This is a genomic window from Methyloceanibacter sp. (assembly GCF_041573655.1).
In the GTDB taxonomy this organism is placed as follows: domain Bacteria; phylum Pseudomonadota; class Alphaproteobacteria; order Rhizobiales; family Methyloligellaceae; genus Methyloceanibacter.
Genome location: NZ_JBFFQD010000043.1, coordinates 1 through 17,016, shown reverse-complemented (window position 1 = coordinate 17,016; position 17,016 = coordinate 1). Strand labels below are relative to the sequence as shown.

At 60.3% G+C, this 17,016-nt stretch carries 18 protein-coding genes, 1 tRNA gene and 1 pseudogene; 13 read left to right on the top strand and 7 right to left on the bottom strand.

Annotated features, from left to right (window positions below):
• Nucleotides 1-590: 590 nt before the first annotated feature.
• From ABY454_RS09860 to ABY454_RS09850, 3 genes are all read left to right on the top strand, one after another.
• Complete coding sequence (locus tag ABY454_RS09860; protein WP_372930271.1) at nucleotides 591-977, top strand: hypothetical protein; 387 nt, start codon at nucleotides 591-593, stop codon at nucleotides 975-977.
• 66 nt (nucleotides 978-1,043) lie between these two features.
• Nucleotides 1,044-1,481: a hypothetical protein gene (locus tag ABY454_RS09855; RefSeq protein WP_372930269.1), complete on the top strand. Its 438-nt coding sequence runs from the start codon at nucleotides 1,044-1,046 to the stop codon at nucleotides 1,479-1,481.
• A gap of 18 nt (nucleotides 1,482-1,499) precedes the next feature.
• The gene (locus tag ABY454_RS09850) at nucleotides 1,500-2,207 is read left to right on the top strand and encodes a metallophosphoesterase family protein (RefSeq protein ID WP_372930268.1); all 708 of its coding nucleotides are present in this window, start codon (nucleotides 1,500-1,502) and stop codon (nucleotides 2,205-2,207) included.
• 3 nt (nucleotides 2,208-2,210) lie between these two features.
• On the opposite strand, the gene ABY454_RS09845 is transcribed toward ABY454_RS09850, so the two are convergent.
• The 3 genes from ABY454_RS09845 to cysQ form a co-directional block, all read right to left on the bottom strand.
• Nucleotides 2,211-3,518, bottom strand: coding sequence for a hypothetical protein (locus ABY454_RS09845; protein ID WP_372930266.1), 1,308 nt, complete (start codon nucleotides 3,516-3,518; stop codon nucleotides 2,211-2,213).
• A gap of 127 nt (nucleotides 3,519-3,645) precedes the next feature.
• Nucleotides 3,646-4,401, bottom strand: a complete 756-nt coding sequence (locus ABY454_RS09840; RefSeq protein WP_372930264.1) for a DUF1134 domain-containing protein — start codon at nucleotides 4,399-4,401, stop codon at nucleotides 3,646-3,648.
• 104 nt (nucleotides 4,402-4,505) lie between these two features.
• Nucleotides 4,506-5,366: a 3'(2'),5'-bisphosphate nucleotidase CysQ gene (gene cysQ / locus ABY454_RS09835; RefSeq protein ID WP_372930262.1), complete on the bottom strand. Its 861-nt coding sequence runs from the start codon at nucleotides 5,364-5,366 to the stop codon at nucleotides 4,506-4,508.
• Between the two features lie 142 nt (nucleotides 5,367-5,508).
• Between cysQ and chpT the strand changes: the two genes are divergently transcribed.
• Entirely contained in the window at nucleotides 5,509-6,150 is a 642-nt protein-coding gene (gene chpT, locus ABY454_RS09830) for a histidine phosphotransferase ChpT (RefSeq protein WP_372930260.1), read from the top strand.
• A gap of 347 nt (nucleotides 6,151-6,497) precedes the next feature.
• Nucleotides 6,498-6,818, top strand: coding sequence for a hypothetical protein (locus ABY454_RS09825; protein ID WP_372930259.1), 321 nt, complete (start codon nucleotides 6,498-6,500; stop codon nucleotides 6,816-6,818).
• Nucleotides 6,819-6,890: 72 nt separating this feature from the next.
• Here ABY454_RS09825 and ctrA read toward each other — a convergent pair whose 3' ends face one another.
• Nucleotides 6,891-7,604, bottom strand: a complete 714-nt coding sequence (gene ctrA / locus ABY454_RS09820) for a response regulator transcription factor CtrA (RefSeq protein WP_372930257.1) — start codon at nucleotides 7,602-7,604, stop codon at nucleotides 6,891-6,893.
• 375 nt (nucleotides 7,605-7,979) lie between these two features.
• Between ctrA and ABY454_RS09815 the strand changes: the two genes are divergently transcribed.
• From ABY454_RS09815 to ABY454_RS09805, 3 genes are all read left to right on the top strand, one after another.
• Nucleotides 7,980-8,381: a flagellar export protein FliJ gene (locus ABY454_RS09815; protein ID WP_372930256.1), complete on the top strand. Its 402-nt coding sequence runs from the start codon at nucleotides 7,980-7,982 to the stop codon at nucleotides 8,379-8,381.
• Nucleotides 8,382-8,503: 122 nt separating this feature from the next.
• Nucleotides 8,504-8,989 (top strand): YajQ family cyclic di-GMP-binding protein, encoded by a 486-nt coding sequence (locus ABY454_RS09810; RefSeq protein WP_372930254.1) that lies wholly within the window; start codon nucleotides 8,504-8,506, stop codon nucleotides 8,987-8,989.
• 30 nt (nucleotides 8,990-9,019) lie between these two features.
• Nucleotides 9,020-9,532, top strand: a complete 513-nt coding sequence (locus tag ABY454_RS09805) for a hypothetical protein (RefSeq protein ID WP_372930253.1) — start codon at nucleotides 9,020-9,022, stop codon at nucleotides 9,530-9,532.
• 90 nt (nucleotides 9,533-9,622) lie between these two features.
• On the opposite strand, the gene ABY454_RS09800 is transcribed toward ABY454_RS09805, so the two are convergent.
• Entirely contained in the window at nucleotides 9,623-9,901 is a 279-nt protein-coding gene (locus ABY454_RS09800; protein WP_372930252.1) for a DUF1153 domain-containing protein, read from the bottom strand.
• Between the two features lie 345 nt (nucleotides 9,902-10,246).
• On the opposite strand from ABY454_RS09800, the gene mnmA reads away from it, so the two are divergent.
• The 5 genes from mnmA (at nucleotide 10,247) to ABY454_RS09775 (ending at nucleotide 14,498) form a co-directional block, all read left to right on the top strand.
• Nucleotides 10,247-11,455, top strand: coding sequence for a tRNA 2-thiouridine(34) synthase MnmA (gene mnmA, locus ABY454_RS09795; RefSeq protein ID WP_372930250.1), 1,209 nt, complete (start codon nucleotides 10,247-10,249; stop codon nucleotides 11,453-11,455).
• Between the two features lie 42 nt (nucleotides 11,456-11,497).
• On the top strand, nucleotides 11,498-12,331 hold the full coding sequence (locus ABY454_RS09790; protein WP_372930248.1) for a class I SAM-dependent methyltransferase: 834 nt from the start codon (nucleotides 11,498-11,500) through the stop codon (nucleotides 12,329-12,331).
• Between the two features lie 49 nt (nucleotides 12,332-12,380).
• Nucleotides 12,381-12,457, top strand: a tRNA-Met gene (locus tag ABY454_RS09785).
• 302 nt (nucleotides 12,458-12,759) lie between these two features.
• Nucleotides 12,760-14,193 (top strand): carbohydrate porin, encoded by a 1,434-nt coding sequence (locus ABY454_RS09780; protein ID WP_372930247.1) that lies wholly within the window; start codon nucleotides 12,760-12,762, stop codon nucleotides 14,191-14,193.
• A gap of 104 nt (nucleotides 14,194-14,297) precedes the next feature.
• Nucleotides 14,298-14,498, top strand: coding sequence for a DUF2905 domain-containing protein (locus ABY454_RS09775; RefSeq protein ID WP_372930246.1), 201 nt, complete (start codon nucleotides 14,298-14,300; stop codon nucleotides 14,496-14,498).
• 384 nt (nucleotides 14,499-14,882) lie between these two features.
• Here ABY454_RS09775 and ABY454_RS09770 read toward each other — a convergent pair whose 3' ends face one another.
• Nucleotides 14,883-16,343: a deoxyribodipyrimidine photo-lyase gene (locus ABY454_RS09770; protein WP_372930245.1), complete on the bottom strand. Its 1,461-nt coding sequence runs from the start codon at nucleotides 16,341-16,343 to the stop codon at nucleotides 14,883-14,885.
• A gap of 13 nt (nucleotides 16,344-16,356) precedes the next feature.
• Nucleotides 16,357-17,016: pseudogene (locus tag ABY454_RS09765) on the bottom strand (cryptochrome/photolyase family protein); the annotation flags it as partial.

The window sequence follows — 17,016 nt, the reverse complement described above, 5'->3', positions numbered from 1 at the left end:
GGAAAACTCATGGGTTGCACCTGCCCAATCCTTGCGCAAAGGGCCATGGCAGCTGGCCAAGGCTTTGGCAATTCTCTGACTTCTGTTGCTTCTCTGCTCTATCGGCGGGGGATCGATCGGCGTAGGCTTATGTCAGTCTTGCGAATCAGTTTTTTGCGGTGCAGCATTGGATTGCGAAGGCTGATCAGCGCTCGAGCGCGGCGTCTCCAGCCTTCTGGCCGGAAAAGGGAACGCAAATGAAGCGCGAATCCACGGACTTAGTGGCACTCAGCCGCAGGGCGTTTACCTGGCGTGAAACTGGCTGAGTGCATACTTAACTGTGGAACACATCCGGCGGGATGCTGCAGTGCAGCATCAGCCTGATGAGGCGAACGCAAGTTCCAACCGGTCTAGGGAGTTAGGGAGGTACCACGGTCCGTAAAGGATCTCAGGGAGTGGCGTTAGTGCAACCCTATAGAGAGGGGGCCAAGATGCCGACTACTCTTACCCTGGCCGTGACGGCACAGCCGCCAACGGCACTGCTACCTAAGCTCAACGCTCCATTTCAGGGCGCCAACCTCGCGCGGGGGGCTTGAGCCATGCCTGTCCCCATGCCAGCCGCCGTCGTCCTGATCGTCTGTAAGACCGTCAGCGCGGGGCCTGAAGATCACAACGCCAAGTACACAGGCTACGAGAACCTCGAATGGGCCACCGAGCACTCCATGATGGTGTGCCGGCGGCAGGAGGTTCAGCTCTACGATCGGGCGGAAGCCTTGGGCGCCGCCCGGCAGCCGTTTAACCTGCAGCGGTGCCAAAGATCGGGTATCATGCTGGGTACCCAGTGGGACGCCAGTCACCGCGGTTCAAAGTACCGGTTCTGGCGTGTCGCATGCCCTGTGCCGATCGTCGATACGCGGACGGGCGACGTCATCGCGTGGAAGATGCCCGAATGCGGACACCGGGACACGGTACGCTGTGAGGTTGACGCGGAGATTTAGGGCGTAACGCCTTATCGCTGCGTCCTTGGTTCGATTGGAGGCCCTCTCTTTAGAGGAGATTTGGCCATGCCACTCTGGTCGAAGATTGCAACTGGTCTTGCGATCGCGGTCACGCTGTTGGGGTTCGTGGGCTTTCGGGCCTACTCCGAGAGGCTTGGTCCGATCGTGCAGACCTACGGCACGACTTACTATAACGGCGCGGGGCCGCAGGCCCCGGCGGTTCCTTGCAAGTCGAAGAGCGAGATCCGCAGCGCCATCGCGCGGGTGCACGCGAAGTTCGATCACCTCGAAGGCGAGAGCCTCAAGGCGTTCGAGGAGCGGGCGGCCTTGTTGAAGGGCTTGCCGCCGCTTCGCGTCGAGGAGCTGTACGTCATCACCGAAGACGATAAGCTTCGCGACGGGAAGATGGTCCTGTTCATCGGGCTCAAATCGAATTGCGTGAGCACGGTGTTCAGCTTTCCGGCACCGCTCTATCGGGAACTCGTCGCATCGGGCGCTGCCTAATCGGGAGAGTTTGCTTCCGTGCCAGAGGGCGAGCTGATTTATGCCGTGGGCGATATTCACGGCCGGTCCGACCTCTTGGCAGAGCTTCTTCTCAAGATCGAGGCGGATGCCGCGATGCGTTTGGCTGCCAAGAAGCGGCTGATTTTTCTTGGCGACTACGTGGACCGTGGTCCGGATAGCCGCGGCGTCGTCGAGATCCTGCTCCACGGCTTGCCATCAGATTTCTCCGCGCATTTTCTCAAAGGCAACCACGAAGCGCTTCTGCTCGGTTTTCTCGCCGATGCAAGTCGGCTCGATCAATGGCGCTATAACGGCGGCGAGGAGACCATGGCGTCCTATGGGGTCGATGTCGGCTGGCTAAAGGAAGTGCGTGCGGCACCCGAGGCGTGGCGCGAGGCCTTTGCGTCAGCGTTGCCCGCAACGCATCTCCATTTCTTGCAGGGCTTGGATCTCCTGATCCCCGCAGACGACTATCTCTTCGTCCATGCAGGCGTACGGCCGGGTGTTCCGCTCGAGGCACAGAGCGAGACAGACCTGATCTGGATCCGGGATGAGTTTCTCGGGTCGACGAAAAGCTTCGGCAAGGTCGTGGTGCATGGGCACACGCCCGCGCTTGAACCCGTCATGCGGCCCAATCGCATCGGCATCGACACCGGCGCGGTATTCAGCGGCCGATTGACTGCGCTCAGATTGCAGGATGGGGAGCGGAGTTTTCTTGAGACCTGACTCTTAGGCCCGCGTTTCAGGCGCCTTGGCGACAACGCCGCGCAGCCGGCTGGTCAGGCTGCCGCCTTTTTCGCGCTTGGATCTGCGGGCGGCAAAGCGTTGCGCGAGGCTGGTCCGCTGCTCGGCCTCGTCCTCGTCCGCGTCTTCTTCGGCGTACACCTCTTCGTCGTGCCCTTCATGGGGCACGTCTTCGTACTCGTCAGGTTCGATCTCGGCATGGGTCTCCGGATCGGCCTCTTCAAACTCAACCGCGTCCTCAAACCGAGCCTGTTCCACAGACTCAACCTCGGCTTCGGCTTTAACTTCGTGCTCGATCTCGGCTTCTGCTTCAGCTTCAACCTCGACTTCGGCCTCAACCTCTACTTCGGCTTCAGCCTCGGCATATTCCATATGCTCGCCCTCGGCGGCCACGATCTCTTCGGGTGCCTCCTCGGCCATAGGCTCGGCGGCCTCGCCGTTTCCAGCCTCGGCGTGCCAAGCGGCATCCTCGGTCGTGACCTCGCTGGTGGTATCGCTCTGCGCGTATTCCGCGTGCTCTTGTGCGGCCGCGGCAGGCTGAGCGTGTTGTGCCTGGTTTCGTGCGGCGGTCATGATGTGCGAGGCGAGGCGGTTCAACTCGCGGCGCAAGAAGGCGATTTCCTCGGCGCCCGTCTTGGCGCGCTCGAGTTCTTCCGTGGCCCGCGACAGTTCGGCAGCGAGACGCTGGCTTTCGGCGACCGCCCGCCCATCGGACTTCGACGATCCGCGCATACTGCCAGCGCTGCCGCTTTCGAGCGACAAGCGCAACCGGTCAATGTCGGCGCGCTGATTTTGAACCGTGCTGCGGGCAATCTTCAGCGCTTCTGACTGGGAGGCGACGGTGTTGCGCAGCTCGGCGTTGACGTTTTCAAGATCAGCCAGCGCCTTCTTGGCTGCCTTGAGCCGTGTGTCGAGATCCGGCAGGCGCCGCTTGATCGTCTGCTGGAGGACGCGATTGGCGTTCTGGCTTTCGGTGAGCTTGCCTTTGACGCCGGCAATCTCGGTATTGAGTTCCTGGATTTCGACCCGGCGCTTATTGGCCTCGATCAGCTCGCGCGCGGCCTTCTCTTTGGACTTGTCGAGGGCGACTTCGACCTTGCGCAGCTCAATGGCGAACTCAGCGCGCAGCTGGTCCTTGTCGGCCTGAATATCGGCGAGCGTCAATGGCATCGTCGCCTCAAGCCGACGCGTGGTGAGCTTGACAGCACGGTTCCACAAGGGAGGAGCAAGCATGAGGGCGAGCAGGCATCCCAAGAAGAAGCCCAACGCCCCGAACATGAACCACTCGATCATCAAAACCAGGGTTCCCCGAAACTAGCGCCCAAGCGTCTCTACCGGCGCATTTTAGGCAAGCTCAAGCAGGCCCGCCAAGATCAAACGCCCCCGCGAGCCCATCTTCCTAAGCTTTCCTAGCGCCAATCTAGAACGGATTCCAGGTGGGCTGGCGGGTATATTTGAGGTAGCCGATATTTGCGCCCAACCTAAGGCCGACGCCGGAGCGAATTGGGGCCAGAACCAGCTTGTCCCCCTCCAGATAGGTGACGCCCACGCCGCCTATGAAATAGGCGGAGCCGTCGACCCCGGCGAATCTGTCGTAGATCTGGGCCGGGTTGCTGAGATTGTAGACCAGGACCATGGTCTTGGAGCCTGCGGCGCCAAAATCATAGCCAACGGAAGGCCCTTGCCAGAAGACGCGGTGCTGGCCCGCGTCCTTGGTGTGGAGGATGCCTTCGCCATAGCGCAGCCCAGCGACGAAGGCCCCGCCGGCCTCTTCACCCAAGATATAGCCGTTTGGGCGCCCGGATTTCTGAAAGGCGTATTCGACCGCTTTGGCGAAGCCCACGGAGACCTTGCCGAAGAAGCGGTGTCCCGCGCCTGAGATTTCCTCCACGGAGAAGGTATCGTCATCGCTGCCGGGCAGCGTCTCGGAGGCGTACCCGTTGGAGGGCTGATAGGTCTCAGTGACGCCCCCTTGCGGATAGGTGGCGGGAGTGCCGGCACTTTCCGCACCGCTTGAGCGCGGCGGCGGTAGCTGGCTCGGTTCTCGACCGTCGATCATGTCCGCATACGACTCCGGCGTAATGACCATCTGGTCATCCTGGGCCGATGCGGTGAGTGAGAAGCAAGTCAGAAGGATTGCCGACGAAGCGGCAATCGTAAGGGTGCTGATACGCATGACGAGTGACCCTCGAGACTGAAACCGGCGCCCCTGCCGGCGGGCGGGACAAATACTGTCCGCGACCAATTGTTGACCGAAACAGTTACCAAACGGTGGGTGGGTTACTGGGGCGTTAAGATCGTGCGCCCCCAGGCGACGAAGCCTGAATTTCGTAGGCCATCTTCCGTCTTGCCGTAGCCGAAGCGGTTGCCCTCCATATCGACAACCCGGCCGCCGGAGGCCTCCAGAACCGCTTGGCCGGCGGCGGTGTCCCACTCCATGGTCGGGCCGAAGCGCGGGTAGACGTCCGCGTTCCCTCTCGCGATCTCCAAGAATTTCACCGAAGAGCCGGCGCTGGACCGCTCGGCGATATCCAGGCCTTCCAGGAATGCCTCGGTCTTGGGGTCGAGGTGCGAAAGGCTCACGAGCGCCGTCAGGGCCTTGGGGTCGCCCGCGCGGGCATGAAGACGCTTTTGCGGGAGGGCGTCGAGATCGGCGCCGGCAGCGCTGGGTGCCATTTCGGCCTCGACCACCACGCCGTCGGCGGTCGTGACGGCCAACAGCGATCGGGCCGGGGCATAGACGAGCCCAAAGCGGGGGCGCCCCTCTTCGATCAGCGCCACATTGACCGTAAAGTCCGAGCGCTTCTTGATGAACTCCTTGGTGCCGTCAAGCGGGTCGACGAGGAAGAAGCGTTGCCCGAGCGCTTCTGTCCGGTCCGCTGCGGTCTCCTCGGAGACCACGGATATGGAAGGGGCCAGCGCCGCCAGGACCGGGAGGATCGCCGCTTCCGCGTCGCGATCCGCTTTGGTCACTGGAGACTCATCGTCCTTCGTTTCGACCTCCACGGGACCGGCATAGTGCGCCATGATCGCCGCACCCGCCTTGGCGGCTGCATCCGTGAGGACGGCCGCTGCCTGGCCTAGATCAAAATCGGTTCCGGCCTGGGAGGTGAGGGCGGTTGTGCGTCTTGGTGCTGACAAGGCAAGATGCTCCAAAGGGTGCTGATTCGTTATTACGCCGAGTGCGTACTGTCGTTACGCCGATTGCACCCTCCTGTACCAAAAATTTGGGTGGCCGCCACGTCATCTCAGTGGATTGCCGCGGAAGCGAAGGGAGAATTTCATGACAGAGCCGACGGGGCTCACCGATCTTGAGCTTGCGGCGCTCGTCTCCAGCCGCATCTGTCACGACGTCATCAATCCCGTTGCGGCAATCTCCAACGGGTTGGAGATGCTTGGCGAGGAGCAGGATGCTGACATGCGGGAAGCGGCCATGGACCTGATCCGCAAGAGCGCAACGCAGGCATCCGCGAAGCTGCAATTCGCGCGTCTGGCCTTTGGCGCCGCGGGGTCCGCGGGGGCGGAGATCGATCTTCGCGACGCGGAGAAAGTCTCCCGCGAATTCGTGGCGGGAACCGGCAAGCATGAGGTGATCTGGGAAGGGCCTGTGGTCACCTTGCCCAAAAATCAGGTCAAGGCGCTGCTCAATCTTGTGGCGCTCGGCGTCGTGGCCCTGCCGCGCGGCGGCACGGTGAGCGTCGAGATCGCGGGCAACCCGCCGGAGGCGGTTTCCTTCACAGTTCGGGCCAAGGGCAAGGCAGCGCGCCTCAACGAGCAGGTTACGGCGCTATTGTCCGGGAGCAATGGGGTCGAAATCGACGCCCACTCGATCCAGCCCTATTACGCAAGCCGGGTGGCCACCGCGGCAGGGCTCAGCCTGACCGCTCAGGCTGAGGACGATGAGGTCACTCTAAAGGCCGCCTGAGCTTCAGGAATTCGCCGATTTCGGCGAAATCGCCCCGGCTGGTAAACGAAGCGTAAACAGAATTCGCCGACAATTCCGACCTTGTCTGCAGGGTTATAAGGCGCGAATCACCCTGATTCGCGCCAAGGGCGAGTCATGGACGATTTACTGGCGGAATTCCTGACCGAGACGGCTGAGCGGCTCGACGAGCTCGACGTCAATCTGGTGCGCTTCGAACAGGCGCCCAACGATGCCGAGATGCTCAACGCCATCTTCCGGACCTGCGCCGCACTGTCCTGTCGCGTCTGGCGCGTCAGCTTTCGACGGATGGCTATCTCGTCCTTGGCTCCGCGGAGACCGTCAGGGGCGTGTCGCACGACTTCTCGCCCGTCTCAGAGGGCTACCACGGTATCTACCATCTGGCGCATGACGTCGCGGCCCGCCGGGGCCACACACGGCCGGCTGGTTCCGCCGTCAGGAGCGAGGATCAGGTGGTTTCGGAGGAGGCTAAGTTCCGCGAGGTCAAGCTGGATCGCGCGACGGCCGATCTGCTCGAGGCGTTGGCGAGGGCCCGCGGTCTGACGCTGGCACAGCTCTTGGCGGAATACGCGGCCGCGGACTCCTCTATGCCGGGGCGGGCCGATATCAAGACCGGGACACTGCTAGCCCTCGGCGTTGCCAATCGCTGAATCGGATCCCCAAAATGACAATGGCCGGGACTAGCCCGGCCATTGACGTATCTCAAAATTTGCTGAGTGAGGTTAGGCGGCGGCTTCGTCCGTGCCGGCGTCCGACTCCTCCTCGGGGTTGCGCAGCACGTAGCCGCGGCCCCAGACCGTCTCGATGTAGTGCTTGCCGCCAGTCGCCGCAGCGAGCTTCTTGCGCAGCTTGCAGATGAAGACGTCGATGATCTTGAGCTCGGGCTCGTCCATGCCGCCATAGAGGTGGTTCAGGAACATCTCTTTGGTCAGGGTCGTGCCCTTACGCAGAGAGAGCAGCTCAAGCATCTGATATTCCTTGCCGGTCAGGTGGACCCGCTGGCCGTTCACGTCGACCGTCTTGGTGTCCAGATTGACCTTCAGGCCGCCTGTCTGGATGACGGACTGGGCGTGGCCCTTCGAGCGCCGCACGATCGCGTGGATGCGGGCAACGAGCTCGTCCTTATGGAAGGGCTTGGTCATGTAGTCGTCGGCCCCGAAGCCCAGGCCCCGGACCTTGTCCTCGATCCCAGCCAGTCCGGAGAGGATCAGGATCGGGGTCTGTACCTTGCTGACCCGCAAGGTTTTCAAGACCTCGTAACCGCTCATATCCGGAAGGTTTATGTCGAGCAGAATGATGTCGTAGTCGTAGATCTTACCAAGATCGACGCCTTCTTCGCCTAGATCGGTCTTGTAGACGTTAAAGCCTTCCGACTGGAGCATTAGTTCGATGCTCTGAGCCGTGGCGCTATCGTCCTCGATCAGAAGAACCCGCATTTTTTAATTCCCCCGTATTCTCAATGTCCTGGTTATCCCCTGACCCAGTACGTCGGACGCAGATTGGTTAATTCGAATCAATAAATTAGTGGCCAATAGTTAACAAAAGCTAAGCCTGCTAACCACACTCGCTAACCATCCCTACCTCAGGCGGGGTGGCCCATCCTTTAAATGCAACCCATATGGTTTACCGGCCCTTAAGGCCTGTCGGCCATGATCTGGAGAGTGGGGCAGGGGGACCAGTCCTCGAAAGAAGGCCTAGGTTCGCTTTGGGGGTCGCATTGTTCTTTGGGCAATGGCTCAGCCGGAGCGCGCCGCTGGCATGGTAATTGTATCTCCGTGAGCGGGGCCCGAGCAGGCTGAGGGTATTGAGTTATGAAGTCACGCGACGCAGTCATCCGGTTGAAGCGCTTCGAAGTCGAGGAGAAGTGCCGAAAAGTCGCCGAAATCGAATCCATGATCGGCGAGTTCAACACCATGGTTTCCGACCTCGATCGGCAGATTGCCATTGAGCAAGAGCGGGCCGGCGTCTCCGACGTCAATCATTATGCCTATCCAACCTTCGCCAAGGCGGCGATCCAGCGGCGGGATAACCTGTCGAATTCCGTGGCCGGCCTGGATGCCAAGCTTGCGGCCGCGCGCGCGGAGCTGGACGAGGCCGTTGAGGAGCTAAAGAAGATCGAGCTCCTTCAGGCGCGCGACAGCGATCGGGTCCGTGTTGAGACCCCCGCGCCTGCGGATCTCGTGGCGGTGGGCGCTCGCCGCGCAGCCAGCTAGCCGACTTTCAGCGGTCCTGAGGCCTGTCGAGTGGCCCGTGGCTTGCTGCCCACGGGGACCGCTCGCGTCCGGCGTCTCAGGTGGCTAGTATCCAGGTCAGTCTGTGAGCGCGGGAAGGGTCCATGCCGTCATTCGATATCGTATCCAAGACCGACCTCGAAGAGGTCGATAACGCTCTCGCCAACATGGTGCGTGAGATGAGCCAGCGCTATGACTTCAAGGGGTCGCAGTGCAAAATCGAGCGCAAGGAGGCGGAGATCACCATCAACGCCGACGATGACCTGAAGCTCAAGCAGATGCACGAGCTCCTCCAGGGCCATCTGGCGCGCCGCAAGATCGAGGCAGGGGCTATCGATTATCAGACAGCGGAGAAGGCCGCAGGCCAGTCCATGCGCCAAAAGGCGATCATCCGCCAAGGCATCGACAAGGAGCTGGCCAAGCGCATCGTCAAGAGCGTCAAGGACGCCAAATTCAAGGTCCAGGTCGCCATCCAAGGCAGCGAATTGCGGGTCACGGGCAAGAAGCGGGACGATCTACAGGCCGTGATCGAGCACATTAAAGGGCTTCCGCTTGAGCTGCCGCTCCAATATGTGAACTTCAGAGACTGACCGCTGGTGATTCTCTTGAAGGGACATAGCGTGTTCAGGTTGGGCGCGACGATGCTGGCGCTTGGGCTCGCGGCCCTTTGGGTGACCGCCTGTGGCGGTCGGTCCACGGGCAGTGCCAGCGTGGCTGAGTCCACCGCGAACGTTGCCGCGACCGAGGCCGTCGGTACCGTGCCCGCCTACAACACGACCCGCATGTCGATCGCGACGGCCAAGCCTGTCGATGCCTATGTACTGCTCGGCGGGCGGATCAAGAGCTGCTGGTTCAACCCCAGCGCCCCGCTTTTCCCCGAGCATGTCTACCGTGCCGATGTGAGCCCCGACGGCCAGAAGGTGAAGATCACCATCCACGACAAGCGCAATCTTGGTCGGGCCGGTAAGCTCGCCTATTCGATCGATTTTGCCCAGCAAGGCAGCCAAACGGCGGTGACCTCGCGGAACCTCACCATGACGCCGCAGCAGGCGGCAAAGATGCAGTTCGACGTCAACCGCTGGAAGAGCGGACAGAAGGATTGCAGCAAGAAATGGCCGAAGGTCGCAGGCTAGCCTGCGGCGCGCTAGCGAGCCCGGACGTGCAAATGGCCGGGCTTGGGACCCGGCCATCAAGGAAATCTCAGAAGATGTATCGGCGGGCCGTTAGCCGCTGCGATAGTCCTGAATGCGGGTCGCGCGCAGGCCAGGCAGGCCGTGCTTATCGATGGAGCGCTGCCAGCTCAGGAACTCGTCCACGGTGAGCGTATAGCGCTCACAGGCCTCCTCGAGGCTCAGCAGACCACCACGCACGGCGGCCACAACCTCGGCCTTCCGGCGGATGACCCACCGCTTGGTATTCTTGGGTGGCAGGTCGGCGACGGTCAGCGGGCTGCCGTCCGGTCCAATCACATATCTGACACGCGGCCTGTAATGTTCAGTCATCGTACGCAACACTCACAAAATCGATGATCTTAAATCTAGGCGGACGCTAGCAGAGCCCCATTTAAGAATTGCCTAAGCTGTGGGGTAAAAGAAGCGGCAAGGAAATAGCCAAAACTTGCTGAATTCACTGAAACTTCCGCTCCCCTCGAAGTCGCCCTGGCAGGCACCGGAGGCGCCAATAGCCTTGCTTCCCAAGGGGTCGCTCCCTATGTTCTGCTCCGGGTAGGGGTTGCCTCGAAGGCCACACGGGTCCGATATGGCCCCTTATACTGTGGGACGGGCAAGATCATTTGCCGTCAGGATCCTTCGAGAACTCCTGGATCGCCATTATTATTGAAGCCGAGAATGCTTAACAGTTTGCACCTTCCTGGCCGCCCGGCCGATCACCGCGTGGTTGTCGCCATGTCGGGCGGGGTCGATTCCTCCGTGGTTGCGGCCCTGCTGAAGGCCCAAGGCTACGACGTGGTCGGGATCACGCTGCAGCTTTACGACCACGGCCAGGCCGTTGGGCGCAAAGGCACGTGTTGCGCGGGCCAGGACATTCAGGATGCGCGGCGGGTCGCGGAGACGCTTCAGATTCCGCACTACGTCCTCGATTACGAGGCGCGCTTCGCGCAGGCCGTCATGGGCGAGTTCGCCGACAGCTATCTCAACGGCGAGACGCCGGTGCCGTGCGTGGCGTGCAACCAGAAGATCAAGTTCCACGATTTGCTTCAGACTGCCGAGGGCCTCGGCGCCGCGGCGCTGGCAACCGGGCACTACGTGAAGAGCATGCCGGGCGCGTCCGGGTGGGAGCTCCACCGGGCCGAGGACAAGGATCGCGACCAGAGCTACTTTCTATTCAATACGACCCCGGAGCAGCTTGCCTTTTTGCGGTTTCCGCTTGGGGACCTGCCGAAGGAAGAGACGCGCAAGCTGGCACGCGACTATGGGCTCGCGGTCGCCGAGAAGTCGGACAGCCAGGATATCTGCTTCGTGCCCACGGGGCGTTACACGCAAGTGATCGAGCGTCTGCGTCCCGGTGCTGCGGAGCCCGGCGACATCGTTCATGTGGACGGGCGCGTGCTTGGCCGCCACACCGGCATCATCAATTATACGATTGGCCAGCGGAAGGGCATTGGCGTGGCGGCGAGCGAGCCGCTCTACGTCGTGAAGCTCGACGCAAACCGCCGCGAGGTTGTCGTCGGTCCGCGCGATGCCTTGCGTGCCCAGACGCTTCTCTTGCGCGACGTGAACTGGCTTGGTGACGAGCCGTTCGACGCGGCGGCGGCGGAGGGCATCGAAGTGCTGGCGCGGATCCGCTCCACGGGTCCGCTGCAGCGCGCGACGGTTCGCCTGGACGATGATAGTGTCAAGATCAGCCTCGCCGACGGCGAGGAGGGCGTGTCCCCGGGACAGGCCTGTGTATTTTATGCCGCGATGGGCGGCGGGGAGCGGCTTCTCGGCGGCGGATGGATCAAGTCTGCCGAAGACGGAGCCTGGTTGGCCAAGGACGGTTTTGCGGCACAGGCATCGCCATTGCCGGCAGAGGCTTTCTTGGCCGGGTCGCGTTAGGCCGCGGCGAATAGGCGGCCTGTAGTCGGGGAGGATCCCACAGTGGAGTCACAACGTTCCGTAGTGGACACGGACACCGTGCGCCATGCTTATCGCCGCTGGGCGCCCATCTACGACTATACGTTCGGTCAGGTGGCGGACGCCGGCCGGAAGCATGCGGTCCGGATCATCAACAAGCGGAAAGGGCGCGTGCTCGAAGTAGGTGTCGGCACCGGCCTGTCGCTGCCGGGCTATGGCGAGCAACTGACGGTCACGGGCATCGACCTTTCGCCGGAGATGCTGGAGAAGGCGCAGGAGAAAGTCACCAAGAAGAAGCTCGGCAATGTCGACGGCTTGCACGAGATGGACGCGAGCGCGCTCGCCTTTGCCGATGAGAGCTTCGACACCGTGGTGGCGATGTACGTCATGACCGTGGTGCCTGATCCCGACAAGGTGATGCGGGAGCTGGAGCGGGTCTGCGCGCCGGGCGGCGAGGTGATTTTGGTGAATCATTTCAGCCAGGAAGAGGGCGTCCGCGGATTCCTGGAGAAGAAGCTGGCGCCTTTTGCCGATCTCATCGGTTGGCATGCGGTGTTTGAGGTCGACCGCGTGTTGATCTGCAATGATCTTCGCCTCGTGGAGCGCCGGTCGCTGTGGCCCATCGGCCTTTTCACCATGCTCCGCTTCGTGAAAGAGCCGGGGTTCGGGGTGGCGCCGCAAGCCGCGCGGTACATGCTGGCCAAGGGCCGGCGGGAAGCGCCGGCGAGGGCGCCTGAGCCCATCCGGGTCCGCGCCATGCGTATGACGGCGCGCGGCGGCGTCTTTGCGCGGCGTTTGCTTGACACCAATTACTGGCGGTCTCTATATCGCCGACTTCAAAGCCAATTGACCGAATAGCGGCGCGGCAGCCCCTGACCTATATAGATGACAGGGCGTTTGGCCTTGGGGCGGAGTAGCTCAGCTGGTTAGAGCAGCGGAATCATAATCCGCGTGTCGGGGGTTCGAGTCCCTCCTCCGCTACCAATTAAATCAGTTGGTTATATCCGGTTCGAGTAACTTCTGTATCCGCATCTCCATGTGCGGCTACGAGAAAGCGTGCGAACACGTCCTCAGACTCTCTGTATTGAGGTAACAGGCTCGTATCGCCCGCCTTCGAAAGTATCATCCAACCCCTCAATCAGCTCTGTAGTCGGTTTGTGTGATTTAGGTTCGTGTCCGGAAGATGCACTTTCATGAGGGCTTTGAACAGCTTGCTATGCGGCGTAAGTGCTAAGATCCGCCGGATTTGCTGTGGAGCTCTAGCTTTAAGTCTCGAGGCCGGTGATGTGAGGGCCATCGTGCGGCTGTTCCTGGCCTTAGTCATGACAATCAAGTTGGCGACCCCAGCGCTCGCCCAACAGCCCGGTGAACCGGTAGAGCAGGGTGGCTCGTATGCTGAACCTTGGTTTGTGGATCCAACGGACATCACACGGAACCCCGATGACATCACGAACCGGTTGGAGAAGGAGGCGAAGCGCAAGGACACGCTGCTGCGCGCGCCGAACTTAGATCGGATGATGCTCCCCTGGACCGAGTTTAAGGATCAGCTCTTCGATGACCACGGGCTCGGCTTCGGTATTTTCTACACCGCGCTCTACCAGAGGGCTGATGCCGGTCTGGTTGATGCCGAAGGCAAGTCCGGTCCGGACGAAGCATCGGGCGGTATTTTAGGTATTGCTGGCACTTGGGAGCTCTTTGGACGCAGCACCCAGCATCCGGGCAGCTTGGGCTTCAGATTACAGGACCGCCACCGCATGGGTGCGATCCCTCCGCAAAGTCTGGGCCCAGACGTCGGCTCATTGTGGCTCACGGGAAGCCTCTTTAACGAGTTCGAGATGTCCCTGGTCGAACTCTACTGGGACCAGCATATTGTGAAAGATCGGCTCGCCTTTCGGTTTGGCAAGACTGTACCGTTCGTGATCCACGACTACTTCAAATACAAGAGTCCAGTATCTGGCTTCCAGGACTCAAACCTGACGTTCAATAGCTCGATCTCCTGGGTTGGCTTCGGGCTCGGGGCTGTTGGGCTCGTTCGGCCGACGCCAGACATCTATATCCACGGAGGTATTTATGATGCCAAGGGCAAGGAAAACCGGGCCGGCTTGGACAGCTTCTTCAGTGACGGCGAGCACTTCACAATTGCCGACATCGGCTGGGATCCTGGCTATTTAGACCCGACCCGTAAGGTGCGCGTCGGACCGATTGAGGTCAGTGATTACCACGTCACGCTTTGGCACAAGGACAGCGTCGAAAAGGCTATGACGCCCGAGGGCTGGGGTTTCACAATCTTTCTGGAACACCGCGTTGGCAACGTACTGCCCTTCTTCCGATATGGCTATTCTGAAGGCACAAGCGCGGGCAATCCGGCCCTGCTCGACCACATGGTGGCCGGTGGCGTCGCACTTGAGGACGTGTTCGGCCAGGACAACGACGTGATCGGCATCGGAGCGAGCTGGAGCCGCAAGGACGTCGGCAGCACATTCTTCCCGCTCAGCGTTCCCATCATAGTTGACGTTGGCGATGGCTTGGGAGAGTTCACCGACACCCTGCAGGTCGACTTCGGCACAGTGGAGCAATACTCCATCGAATTGTTCTATCGAGTACAGCTAACCCAGGAGTTCCAGGTCACGCCAAGCCTACAGTTTATCGTCGATCCCGCCTTCAACCTTGAGGAGGACACGATCGCGGTGTTGGGTCTCCGGGGCCGCGCAGAATTTTAGGCGCGCCGCCTCTGATCCTAAAGGTCTGCTGGTAATGACACATATAGATATTAACAGGGGGTGGGGGGCGCGAAGCGTCCCCGGCCTGTTGAGACACCCGGATCATGTCACGAACGCTCATCATCTTTGGTTTGGTATTGATTGCCACAGGGCTTCTCTGGCCGTTTATCGCCAAGCTGGGGCTTGGCCGACTGCCTGGAGATATTGTCATCGAGCGAGAGAACTTCCGGTTCTATTTGCCTCTCGGCACGTCCCTGCTGATTAGCGTCGTACTGAGTCTGATTTTCTGGCTCTTTGGTCGATAGGCGCGGCGCGACACTCGCCAAAGTTTGCCGAACGTTACTGTAGTGGTTTGTCAGCCGCGGGAGTCGTAAGCGTCAAACTGATCTGCTCGTCGTCTTGGAGGGGTGGTTGGCACCGTTACTTTTTGAAAAATATAAGAGAAATGAGACTAACTTGCCCTGTTTCTTCCTTGAGATCTGTCAAATACTCACAGCCTCGATGCTCTACGACCTGGTCAGTTGTCCGCACCGCGTGCATATGGATCTCTATGGCGATCCCGCTGACCGCGATGCGATCAATCCCTTCGTCCAGATAAATAGGTTACGGGCTTTTTGATTCTGGTGATAATCGCACTATTACCTTCGTGGAAGCACTGTGGAAGCAAGAGGGAAGGAAATTCGGCGTAATCATTCGTCGGTGTTCCCCGCCTTAAGCAGCTTGTATTTCTCGAGTGCTCGGTTTCGTGCCATCGAGTGATCGACGATGGGCGCTGGATAGTCTCTGCCGAGCTTAATTCCGGCGTCCGCTAGTTCAATCGGTTTGGCCGTCCAAGGCGCGTGGATCAATCGGTCTGGAACCTTGGATATTTCCGGCACCCACTTCCGGACATAGCTGCCATCGGGATCGAACTTCGTCCCTTGAATGGTGGGATTGAAAACACGGAAATAAGGTGCCGCATCCGCGCCGCAGCCTGCGACCCACTGCCAGCTCGCTGCATTGCTCGCGAGATCGGCATCAACAAGCGTATCCCAAAACCATTCCTCACCAGTTTGCCAATCGATCAGTAGATCCTTGATCAGAAAAGAGGCAACGATCATGCGGACGCGGTTGTGCATCCAGCCGGTCGTCCACAATTCACGCATGCCGGCATCGACAATCGGATAACCGGTTGCTCCGCGCTGCCAGGCGGACAGAGCGTCAGGATCATTTGCCCATGGAAAATTGGAGAATTCCGCGCGGAGCGGCTTAAAAGGCAGCTCTGGAAAATGAAAGAGTAGGTGATAAGAGAACTCCCGCCAGGCGATTTCAGAGAGGTAAGTCTCGACACCCCGAGGCATCGGACTGCCGGTCTGAGCAAGCGCACTGGCGACGACCGCGTGCCATATCTGGCGTGGCCCGATTTCACCAAAATGTAGGTGGGCAGAAAGACGTGAGGTGCCGGAAAGCCCAGGCAGGTTCCGTTTGTCCTGGTATTCGAAAACGGCGCCTTCAGTGAAGTCATGCAAACGCGAATGTGCCGCTTGCTCACCCGGTATCCATGTGTCCCGCAAGCCACCCGCCCAGTCTGGTCTCGTCGGGAGCAGCCCCCACGAGTTCAGGCCGTCACTCTCGGCAAAATCGTTCGGCGCCGGGATCCGCTGAGGCGCAGGCCTTGGCTGGTCGGGCTCTCCGCTAGTGCGCAATGCTTTCCAGAAAGGCGTGAAGACCTTGTATGGCTCACCTTTTTGCGTGGTAACCGCCCAGGGTTCTCGGAGCAGGCCCGCGTTGAAGCTGCGCGCCTCTATGCCCTTACCCTTCAGAGCTGTTTTTATTTTTTCATCTCGCCGCGTTGCCCACGGCTCGTAACGCCGATTCCAAAAAACGTTCGTAGCGCCGGTTTCAGACAGCAGTTCGTTAATGACAGCTTCTGCAGGGCCGGTCTTCAGGATGAGCCTGTTACCGCATGCTTCGATCGCTGAGGAGAGAGCGGACAAGGAGCCATGGAGCCACCAGCGTGAGGCGCCACCCGGCGACCATTCGCCAGCGTCAGCGTCAGCGTCATCGCAAATGTAGACTGGTATGACTGGGCGCCCGATCGCGACGGCGGCATCAAGGGCCGGATTGTCGGCGAGGCGGAGGTCACGGCGGAACCAGAGGAGAGTTGTCATTTGCTAAACCACCTCATTCCTCGTGGGTTCTACCTAATGATGAATGACTGTTGGTGAGGGATTCGAGAAAGGTCCCCGCTTCGTTCAAGTAATTCCTTTTCTTCTCCGAGGACCATTTCGCAAGTGTGCGATAAGGCATCGCCATGCGGGGATTTTTATCAAGATGAGCTTGGTTGTGAATCAAGAACGCCCAATAGAGGTAATTGAACGGGCATGCCTTCGGCCCAGTCTTCTTCTTTACATCGTAGGCACAACCTCCGCAAAAATCTGACATGCGGTTGATGTAAGCGCCTGAAGAAGCGTAAGGTTTGGATGCCATCTTGCCGCCGTCGGCGAATACGGCCATGCCCAGCGTATTTGGCATCTCGACCCACTCGACAGCGTCGGCGTAAACAGCGAGATACCAGCGTTCGATCTCCCTCGGAGCTATGCCCGCAAGCAACGCGAAGTTTCCCGTTATCATCAGCCGCTGAATATGGTGAGAGTACGCGGTCTCGCGGGTGCTTTTGATTGCTTCGCTTAGGCATCGCATATCAGTCTCACCGGTCCAGTAAAATCCCGGCAGGGGCCGGCTGGCGCCTAACGCATTGGCATCGGCATAATTTGGCATCATCGTCCAATAGACCCCGCGGACATATTCCCGCCAGCCCAATATCTGACGAATGAAACCCTC